Genomic DNA, 8,534 nt, shown 5'->3' with positions numbered 1-8,534 from the left:
ATCGGCGGGCCGGGTGGCCCCGGTCGGCTCGGTGTCACGGGAGTACTTGCCGGTCAGCCAGCCGCCACCGAGGGGCGACCACGGCAGCATGCCCATGCCCGCGTCGAGGACCGCGGGCACGATCTCGGCCTCGATCTCCCGCACGAGCAGCGAGTACTGGGGCTGCAGCGTCACCGGCAGCGAGTAGCCGCGCTGGCGGGCGAGCATGACGGCCTTCGTCAGCTGCCAGCCGGTGTAGTTCGAGAAGCCGTAGTACCCGATCTTGCCCTGGACGACCGCCTCGTCGAGGAAGCCGAGCGTCTCCTCGAGCGGCGTCAGCGGATCCCACGAGTGCACCTGGTACAGGTCGATGTGGTCGACGCCGAGCCGCGTGAGCGAGGCGTCGAGCGCCCGGCGGAGGTGCCGTCTGGACAGCCCGAGGTCGTTGACGTCGTCGCCCATGGGGAACCGGCCCTTGGACGCGAGCACCATGCGGTCGCGCTCCGTCGGGTTCCTGGCGAGCCACCGACCGATGATCTCCTCGGACGCCCCCGCCGTGTACACGTCCGCGGTGTCGATCAGGTTGCCGCCGGCCGCTGCGTAGTCGGCGAGGATGGCATGGGAGGTGGACTCGTCCGACTCCGCTCCGAAGGTCATCGTGCCGAGGGCGAGGTGAGAGACCGACGTGCCGCTGTTGCCGAGTTTCCGGTATTCCATGGGGTTCTCCTTCGTTCGGGCGCCGGGCGGCGCCGTGGATCGGGCGGGTGGATCGGGTAGGTCGCGCAGTACTGCTGGCGCACCGCAAGGGGACGCCGTCGATCGGACGGCGCCCCTGTGCGGAGTGCTCAGTCGGTGACCGTGACGCCCTTCCAGAAAGCGTAGTAACCGCGGATGTTCTCCGCCGCTTCCTTCGGTTCCGGATAACTCCAGGCGGCGTCCTGGTTCTGCTCCCCCGCCACGTCCAGGGTGAAGTAGCTGGCCGTGCCCTTCCAGTGGCACACGGTGTGTGTCCCGGTGGGGACGAAGAACTCCTGCGAGACAGAAGCGGGCGGGAAGTAGTGGTTCCCCTCGACCATCACGGTGTCCGCTGATTCCGCGATCACGGTGTCGTTCCAGATTGCTTTCGGCATGGTTCCTCTTCCTCGAAGACGTCCCACGGACGCGTGGGGGCGCTGTCCTCCGCCGCGGCGTCGGCCATGACACCTGCAACCCCGGGGACGGCCCCGGCATTCCGGCTGCAGAGCTGCTACAGCTTCCGCACCGTGAGGATCTGCTCGAGCCGCCCGAACGGGCCGTCGAGGTCGTGGACCACGCTGGAGGTCAGCCCCACGCCGTTCGCGCCGAACGTGACCCGCGTGTCGAGGCCGAGCCACTCGCCCTCCGGCAGGCGGTGCAGGTGGATCTGCAGGTCCACGTTCGGGTAGAGCCAGCTGTCGCCGCCCGGCGGGACACGGGTGGCGATCCCGTTGGCGGCGTCCATCATGCCCACGAGCCGCACGACGTCGGGGGTCTCCTCTCCCTCGACCATCGAGTAGGGGTTCCTCATCCAGACCTGCCCCCGTCCTGGCCGGTGGCCGGGGACCACCCGGACCTCGAGCGACCTGATGAACCCTCCCGGCCACGCCGTCATGCCCTCGTGCGGTCCGGCCTCGTCGGGGCCGGGGATCCGCGGGTCCTCGACAGCGGCGACGACACCCGTGTCCTGGCCGGCGAGGCGCCACGCCTTCGCAACGATCGCCGTCCTGCCGCCTGCCTCCATCCGCGCCTCCACCAGTTCGATGGTCCGGCCCGGCCGGACGACGGCGGTCGTCACCTCGAACTCGCCTCCCGGGATCAGGCCGAGGATGTCGAAGCTCAGGCGGCCCAGATGCATCCCGTCGCGCGGCTCGCAGGCGAGCAGGCGCTGTGTGAGGAGTCCCGAGATGGGCGCCATGTGCTGCTCGTGGGCGTTCCAGGCACCCTGGGCGTGATCGGTCGACGCGAACCTGCCGCCGCCGAGATCACGGTAGAAGGAATCAGGCACGGGGAATCTCCTTCGTCGGGGAATGCCGGGGCTCCTGCGCTGCGCGCCGGAAAGAGCGGCCGGGACCGCGACCGCACCCGCCCCATGCTAGTGGAGCAGCGGCGCCTTCCTGCCCGGAGCGGGAGGGATACCGGGGGTCGGAATAGAGTTCCGGTGTGCGGGGTTCAGATGATTGACCGGGCCTGCGTTCGCACCTGCCCGATCCACGACCACGGCACCCGGGACGATCGATCCCGACGGTGCGCACAGCCGAACCGAGCGGATCACCATGACCTCCCAGAGTCCCCCGTCCCGCGTCTCCGACGCTCTTCCGACACCGCCGGACACTCCACCGGCCGCCGGCACCCCCGCTCCCGCCCCCTCCCGGTCCACAGGCGTCGACGGCGCCCTCCCGGCACGCGACAAGCTGGTCATCACGCTGCTGCTCATCTCCGCCTTCGTGGTGATCCTCAACGAGACCATCATGGGCGTGGCGATCCCCCGCCTCGTGGAGGACCTGGGCATCACGGTGGGCGCCGGTCAATGGCTGAGCACCGCGTTCATGCTGACGATGGCCGTCGTCATCCCCGTGACGGGTTTCCTCCTCCAGCGCTACAACACGCGACCGGTCTTCATGGCCGCCATGGGCCTGTTCAGCCTCGGCACGCTCATCGCCGCGATGGCGCCGGGCTTCGGCGTCCTCGTGGTCGGCCGCGTGGTCCAGGCCACCGGCACAGCGATCATGATGCCCCTGCTCATGACCACCGTGATGACCCTCGTGCCGCCGATGTCCCGCGGCAAGATCATGGGCAACATCTCGATCGTCATCTCCGTGGCCCCCGCGCTGGGCCCGACCATCTCGGGCGCCATCCTCAGCGTGCTCGACTGGCGCTGGATGTTCTGGCTGGTCCTGCCGATCTCGCTCGCCGCCCTGGCCGTCGGTTCCGCCAAGATGCAGAACGTCACCGACCCCCGGCGGTCCGCGATCGACGTCCCGTCGGTCGTCCTGTCCGCGGTCGCCTTCGGTGGCGCCATCTACGGTCTCAGCCAGCTCGGCGAGGCCTCGACCGGCAGCGCCGTCCCTGCATGGCTCCCGCTGGTCGCGGGCGTCGTCGGGCTCGCCGCCTTCATCTCGCGCCAGCTCGTGCTGCAGCGGCGCGACGCGGCCCTGCTGGACCTCCGTGTCTTCGCATCGAGGAACTTCACGGTCTCGATCGTCGCGATCGCCATCAGCATGATGGCGCTGTTCGGCACCATCATCCTGATCCCCATCTACGTCCAGACCGTCCTCGGGATGGATCCGCTGGTCTCAGGACTGCTCCTCCTGCCGGGCGGCCTGGCCATGGGGCTCCTGGGTCCCGTCGTCGGCCGCATCTACGACCGCCGCGGCCCTCGCGTGCTCCTGGTGCCGGGCGCGCTCCTGGTCAGCGGGGTGTTCTGGTCCATGACGCGGGTCACCGAGACCACCCCGGTCTGGCTGGTCCTGGTCGCGCACGTCCTGCTCAGCGTGGGCCTGGCGCTCATGTTCACGCCGCTGCTCACCTCCGCGCTGGGGTCCGTCAAACCGCACCTCTACTCGCACGGCAGCGCCGTGTTCGGCACCGCCCAGCAGCTGGCGGGGGCGGCCGGCACCGCCCTGTTCATCTCGGTCATGACCATCCGGAGCACGTCCCTGGCCGGCACGGGCGTCGCCGCGGAGGCCGCCCTGGCCGGCGGCATCCGCGCGGCGTTCCTGTACGGCGCGATCATCTTCCTGCTCGCCGTCGTCGCCTCGTTCTTCGTGCGGGCGCCCGAGGAGAACGGGAGCGCCCCCGTCCCCGTGCACTAGGCATCCGCACGACGACGAAGCCCCGCCGGACGGTTCCGGCGGGGCTTCGTCGTTCGCGCGTGCACTCAGGAGGCGGGCTGGCGCAGTTCGATGTAGCCGTCCGTCGTGACCCGGGTCTCGTACACCGGCTGCGGCACAGCGGCCGGTCCGCGGTAGTTCTTGCCGTCGTCGAGCCGGAACATGCTCTGGTGCCACGGGCAGGTGATGCAGCCGTCCTCGATCGTGCCCTCCTCCAGCGGCCCGCCGAGGTGGTTGCAGACGCTGTCCATGGCAGTCAGCTTCCCACCGTGGCGCAGCAGCAGGATCGGCACGCCGTTCGCTTCGACCGTGTGCCGTCCGCCTTCGACGACGTCGGCGTCGCTGGCCACCCGCGTCCAGTCCTTCGGTGCCTCGTGCCACGCCGTCCGGTTCACATTGACGCCGCTCGCGTAGCTGAGGTGGCCGCCGAGGAACGCGCTGAGCAGCATCGACCCCAGGCCGCCCAGGCCGAGCAGCACCCCGAGGCCGCGCCGGTCCTTCGCCCTGGCGACAGCGGAGGCGGTGTACAGCGTCAGGGCCAGTGAATTGCCGGCCGCATGGACGATCCCGACGCGGCGCTCCTTCTCCTGCGTGTCCGACCAGTCGTGCAGGCCCGTGGCCGCCGTCGGGACGGCGGTGAGGATCCCTACCGTCACGAGGAGGTCGGCCGCCCTGCGGGAACTCCTGCCACCGGCGAGGTCGAGGAACGAGGCCATGCTCCAGGCACCCGACGGGATGACGACCAGCATGGGATGGAGGTGGTGGCCGATGGCCGTACCGCTCAGGAGGTTGCGGATCCTCCGGGGCCGTACGGCCTTGCTGACGGCTGCGGCGAGGGGATCCGCGATCCGGTCCAGCGACGTCGCGTGCTCGAGTCCGTCCAGGATTCCGTACACGATGTTCATGCTGTGCTCCTTCTGATCCGGGACGGTGTCCCGCATGTCCGGCGGGTGTCGACGACGGTGCCGCCCGTTCCCCACCGTTCCAGCAGCCCCTACACCTGACAACCCGGCGCGGCGCAGCGAGGTTTCCCTTGGCGACGCACCGGATCGGTGCGAGAATCCCGCAGGGTGACCACCGCGCACAGCGTGGCGCGCCGCCCCGCCATCGATCCCCGCACCCCTGGAAGGACCGGCCGTGCCCGCCGTGCCGCTGCACCTCTCCGCCCACCCGGACGTCGAGCTGACCGCCGACTGCTCGAGGTGCTTCGCGCTGTGCTGCTCCGCGCTCGGCTTCGAACGATCGACCGACTTCGCGCACGACAAGCCCGCAGGCCAGGCATGCCGCAACCTCGCCGCCGACTTCTCCTGCACCATCCACGCCCGGCTCCGTGGCGAGGGGTACAAGGGCTGCACCGTGTTCGACTGCTTCGGCGCCGGCCAGCACGTGGCGCAGCAGACGTTCGGCGGTCGCAGCTGGACGGCACATGCGGAAGTACGGCCCGCGATGTTCGCCGCCTTCCCCGTCGTCCGGCAACTGCACGAGGTGCTCTGGCACCTCGACGACGCCGCGCGACTGGCAGGATCGTCCGGGTCCGTGCCTCCGCAGCACGCCTCCTCGATCGCCGCCCTGGTGTCGGAGACGGTGTCCCTCACGCGGCTGGATCCGGCGGGCCTCGACGCCGTCGACCTCGACGCGCTCCGGGCCAGGGTCGGACCGGCGCTGTCGGCGGTGAGCGGAGCAGTCAGGACGGCTGCCGGCGGCAGGCGCATCCCCCGGCGGCTGGCGCCGGGTGCCGATCTCCTCGGTGCGGACCTGGCCGGGCAGGACCTCCGGGGTGCGGACCTCCGGGGCAGCTATCTCATCGCGGCCGACCTCAGGGGGGCCGACCTGCGCTGGGTGGACCTGCTCGGTGCCGACCTGCGGGACGCGCACCTGCACGGCGCCGACCTCTCCCATGCGCTCTTCCTCACCCCGATGCAGGTCGCCGCGGCGTCGGGTGACAGCCGGACGCGGCTGCCCGACCGGATCGACGCGCCGTCCTCCTGGAACACCTGAGGACATCCGCGCCGCGCCACCGGTACCGCCGGAATGCCACCGGATCAAGCACGAAGCTGCCTCCCCGCGCTTGTAAACTGGGGACAGGACTCCGGATGGGGGCAGTCCGGGCGACAAAAGGGTGGCAATGCACAGCAGCACGACGAGCGGGGCCCGCGGCGCCCCGGTACCGCGTCGGAGGAACTCGGCGCACGTGGCCCTTCTGTCCCTCGGGCTCTCGCTCGGTCTTCTGGCAGGTACCGTTCCTCCCGCCTCCGCGGAGACCCGCGACGCCACGGCCTCGGACGCCGAACCTCCTGCGGCCATGGCCCGGCAGGCGCGGACCGACAAGACCCCGGGTGAGACGCCCGCGGATCCGACGACCGCGAAGCTACCTGCCGTCGCGCCTGCGCAGCTCCCGGTCGGCAGCGCCGCCAGGAATCCCGCCACGGGTCGCCTCGAAGTGGTCGTGCCCGACGTGCAGCGCACCGCAGTCCTCATCGGCGACTCGCAGTCGGGCGGAGCGGACACCTGGCCCCAGATCGCCCTGCACGAACTCGGGTACTCCGTGCGGTTCCTCGGCGCGGGCGGTACGGGCTTCGTCGCGACGAACGGAGCGGGCGACGCGAACTACCACGATGCGCTCACCAGCGGGGACTGGGTCCTGCCGCACGGGGATCCCGCCCTCGTGGTCGTCGAGGGCGGAGGCAACGACGCCCGGTCCGGCGTCTCGGACGGCGACATCCTCGCGAGCGCCAACGCCCTGATCCTCGAGCTCGAACGCACGTACCCGTCCTCCCGCATGGTCATGATCGGCACGCTCAGCCGCAGCGCGACGGACGGCGGCGCCCGTCGGGCCGAGGTCGACGCCCTGCTCGGCACCCTCGCGAGCCAGCGCGGGATCCCCTTCGTGTCGGCCGGGGGCTGGCTGACCACCCACGCCCTCGAGGAATTCCTCGCGGACGACGTGCATCTCAACCCCGTGGGCCATCAGAAGGCGGCGCTCCTGCTCGAGCAGGACCTCGCCGCCCTGAAGCTGGCTGCCGCATATACCGCCGTCGACCCGCTCGCCCGCCTGCCGCGGGAACTGCGCCCCCTCGAATAGCACGACGGGGCTCAGCCGCGCAGTGTCCCGCGTCAACCCTCAGTCGGCTTATTGTTGATCCATGAGCTTCAACGACAACACCCGGCTCGATCCGTCGCGCGTTCGTGACCGTCGCGGACGCGGCCGGGGTGCCGCCGTGGGCGGCGGGGTCGGTGGCGGCCTCCTCCTCATCCTCTCGCTGATCTTCGGACCGGACGTCGTGGATCAGCTGGGACTCCAGGAGGGCGCTCCGACCTCGCAGCAGGAGGACAGGGAGGTCGAAGCGATCAACGCGTGCCAGACCGGCGCCGACGCCAACGAGCAGCTCGATTGCCGCATCCTCGGCACGGCCGAAAGCCTCGACAGCTTCTGGCTTCCCTACCTGGACCAGTTCGGCGTCGCCTACACGCAGCCCGGTGTCGTACTCTTCACCGGCAGCACGGATACCGGCTGCGGGACGGCCACGAGCGCCGTCGGGCCCTTCTACTGCCCCGCGGACCAGCAGACCTACTACGACACGGCGTTCTTCGACGAGCTCGTGACGCAGTTCGGTTCGGCCAGCGGCCCGCTCGCCCAGGAGTACGTAGTGGCCCACGAGTTCGGCCACCACATCCAGAACCTCATCGGCACCCTCGGTGCCGCCCAGCAGGATCCGGAGGGAGCCGAATCCGGCGGTGTCCGCGTCGAGCTGCAGGCCGACTGCCTGGCCGGGATGTGGGCCGCCCACGCCACCTCGGTCCCCGATCCCGAGTCGGGAGAACCGTTCCTGCGGACGTTCTCGACGACGGACCTCGAGGACGCGCTCTCCGCCGCCGCGTCCGTCGGTGACGACCGCATCCAGGAAGCCGTCACCGGCCGGGTCGACCCGGAGGGCTGGACGCACGGCTCGAGCGCCCAGCGGCAGGCCTGGTTCTCGCAGGGCTACGAGACCGGGGACCTGAGGTCCTGCGACACCTTCGGCGCCCGCGACCTCGACAGCCCCTGACGCCATGCCGTCGATCCACGCCCTGGCCTCGGAGCCCGGACGATGACCGAGCCGCTCGCCGTCGTCGTGCCCGTCTTCAACGAACCCGGGATCGCGCGGACCCTCGAAGCACTGCGCCGGCAGCGCGGGGACGCGGACCTGCGCATCTACGTGGTGGACAACGGGTCCACGGACGACACCGTGCTGCGGGTCCGGCGGTTCGCCGCGGCCCACCCGTTGCTGAACGTCACGGTCCTCACGGAAGTCCAGAAGGGCACGGGGGCTGCGAGCGACACCGGTTTCCGCGCCGCGATCGCCGACGGGTTCCGCCTCGTGGCGCGCACGGACGGTGACAGCGAGCCGGCGGAGGACTGGGCCGACCGCATCCGCAGGACGTTCGCCCGGCACCCGGAGGTCCAGTTGCTGGGTGGGACCAGCGTGCCGCTGCGCGACCGGTACTACCGGTGGGGTGATGACCAGCTGATGCCCGGTGCGCTGGTGCTCCTGCGGATCATGATGGCCGTCACCTATCTCGACGTCGCCTACCTGCGCTTCGTCGCTGGTCACAACATGGCGATCCGGGCGTCCGCCTATCTGGAGGTCGGCGGATTCGGCCGGACGGCGATCGACACGCGCGACGAGGACATCGATCTGTCCGTCCGCGTGTCCCGCCGGCTGGGTC

General features: G+C 70.7%; 9 protein-coding genes. 5 read left to right on the top strand and 4 right to left on the bottom strand.

Translation table 11 applies throughout. The features are described from left to right. The 3 genes from CVO76_RS13940 to CVO76_RS13930 all read right to left on the bottom strand — a co-directional run. The coding region (locus tag CVO76_RS13940) for an aldo/keto reductase (protein WP_208739746.1) at positions 1 to 696 on the bottom strand (696 nt) is incomplete at its 3' end. A gap of 128 nt (positions 697 to 824) precedes the next feature. Beyond that, positions 825 to 1,109, bottom strand: coding sequence for a DUF427 domain-containing protein (locus tag CVO76_RS13935; RefSeq protein WP_133081783.1), 285 nt, complete (start codon positions 1,107 to 1,109; stop codon positions 825 to 827). A 116-nt stretch (positions 1,110 to 1,225) separates the two neighbouring features. Next, a complete protein-coding gene (locus CVO76_RS13930) occupies positions 1,226 to 2,002 on the bottom strand; it encodes a thioesterase family protein (RefSeq protein ID WP_133081782.1) in 777 nt (258 codons plus the stop codon). A gap of 268 nt (positions 2,003 to 2,270) precedes the next feature. On the opposite strand from CVO76_RS13930, the gene CVO76_RS13925 reads away from it, so the two are divergent. Beyond that, a complete protein-coding gene (locus CVO76_RS13925) occupies positions 2,271 to 3,809 on the top strand; it encodes an MDR family MFS transporter (protein WP_208739744.1) in 1,539 nt (512 codons plus the stop codon). A gap of 65 nt (positions 3,810 to 3,874) precedes the next feature. On the opposite strand, the gene CVO76_RS13920 is transcribed toward CVO76_RS13925, so the two are convergent. Next, positions 3,875 to 4,732, bottom strand: coding sequence for a Rieske (2Fe-2S) protein (locus CVO76_RS13920; protein WP_133081780.1), 858 nt, complete (start codon positions 4,730 to 4,732; stop codon positions 3,875 to 3,877). Between the two features lie 232 nt (positions 4,733 to 4,964). Here CVO76_RS13920 and CVO76_RS13915 point away from each other — a divergent pair, with 232 nt between their 5' ends. From CVO76_RS13915 to CVO76_RS13900, 4 genes are all read left to right on the top strand, one after another. Continuing rightward, the gene (locus tag CVO76_RS13915) at positions 4,965 to 5,825 is read left to right on the top strand and encodes a pentapeptide repeat-containing protein (RefSeq protein ID WP_244185991.1); all 861 of its coding nucleotides are present in this window, start codon (positions 4,965 to 4,967) and stop codon (positions 5,823 to 5,825) included. Positions 5,826 to 6,018: 193 nt separating this feature from the next. Beyond that, positions 6,019 to 6,909, top strand: a complete 891-nt coding sequence (locus CVO76_RS13910) for an SGNH/GDSL hydrolase family protein (RefSeq protein ID WP_244185989.1) — start codon at positions 6,019 to 6,021, stop codon at positions 6,907 to 6,909. Between the two features lie 61 nt (positions 6,910 to 6,970). Further along, entirely contained in the window at positions 6,971 to 7,873 is a 903-nt protein-coding gene (ypfJ, locus tag CVO76_RS13905) for a KPN_02809 family neutral zinc metallopeptidase (RefSeq protein WP_208739740.1), read from the top strand. Between the two features lie 42 nt (positions 7,874 to 7,915). Next, a partial coding sequence (locus tag CVO76_RS13900) for a glycosyltransferase (protein ID WP_208739738.1) occupies positions 7,916 to 8,534 on the top strand: 619 nt, incomplete at its 3' end.

The organism is Arthrobacter agilis, from assembly GCF_002953615.1.
GTDB classification, from domain to species: domain Bacteria; phylum Actinomycetota; class Actinomycetes; order Actinomycetales; family Micrococcaceae; genus Arthrobacter_D; species Arthrobacter_D agilis_B.
This window is presented reverse-complemented; position numbering and strand designations above follow the sequence as displayed.

Bases quoted from the DNA above. Each gene is read 5' to 3' on its own strand.
- CVO76_RS13935 (WP_133081783.1), bottom strand. From the start codon at position 1,109: ATGCCGAAAGCAATCTGGAACGACACCGTGATCGCGGAATCAGCGGAC.
- CVO76_RS13925 (WP_208739744.1), top strand. From the start codon at position 2,271: ATGACCTCCCAGAGTCCCCCGTCCCGCGTCTCCGACGCTCTTCCGACA.
- CVO76_RS13920 (WP_133081780.1), bottom strand. From the start codon at position 4,732: ATGAACATCGTGTACGGAATCCTGGACGGACTCGAGCACGCGACGTCG.
- ypfJ (WP_208739740.1), top strand. From the start codon at position 6,971: ATGAGCTTCAACGACAACACCCGGCTCGATCCGTCGCGCGTTCGTGAC.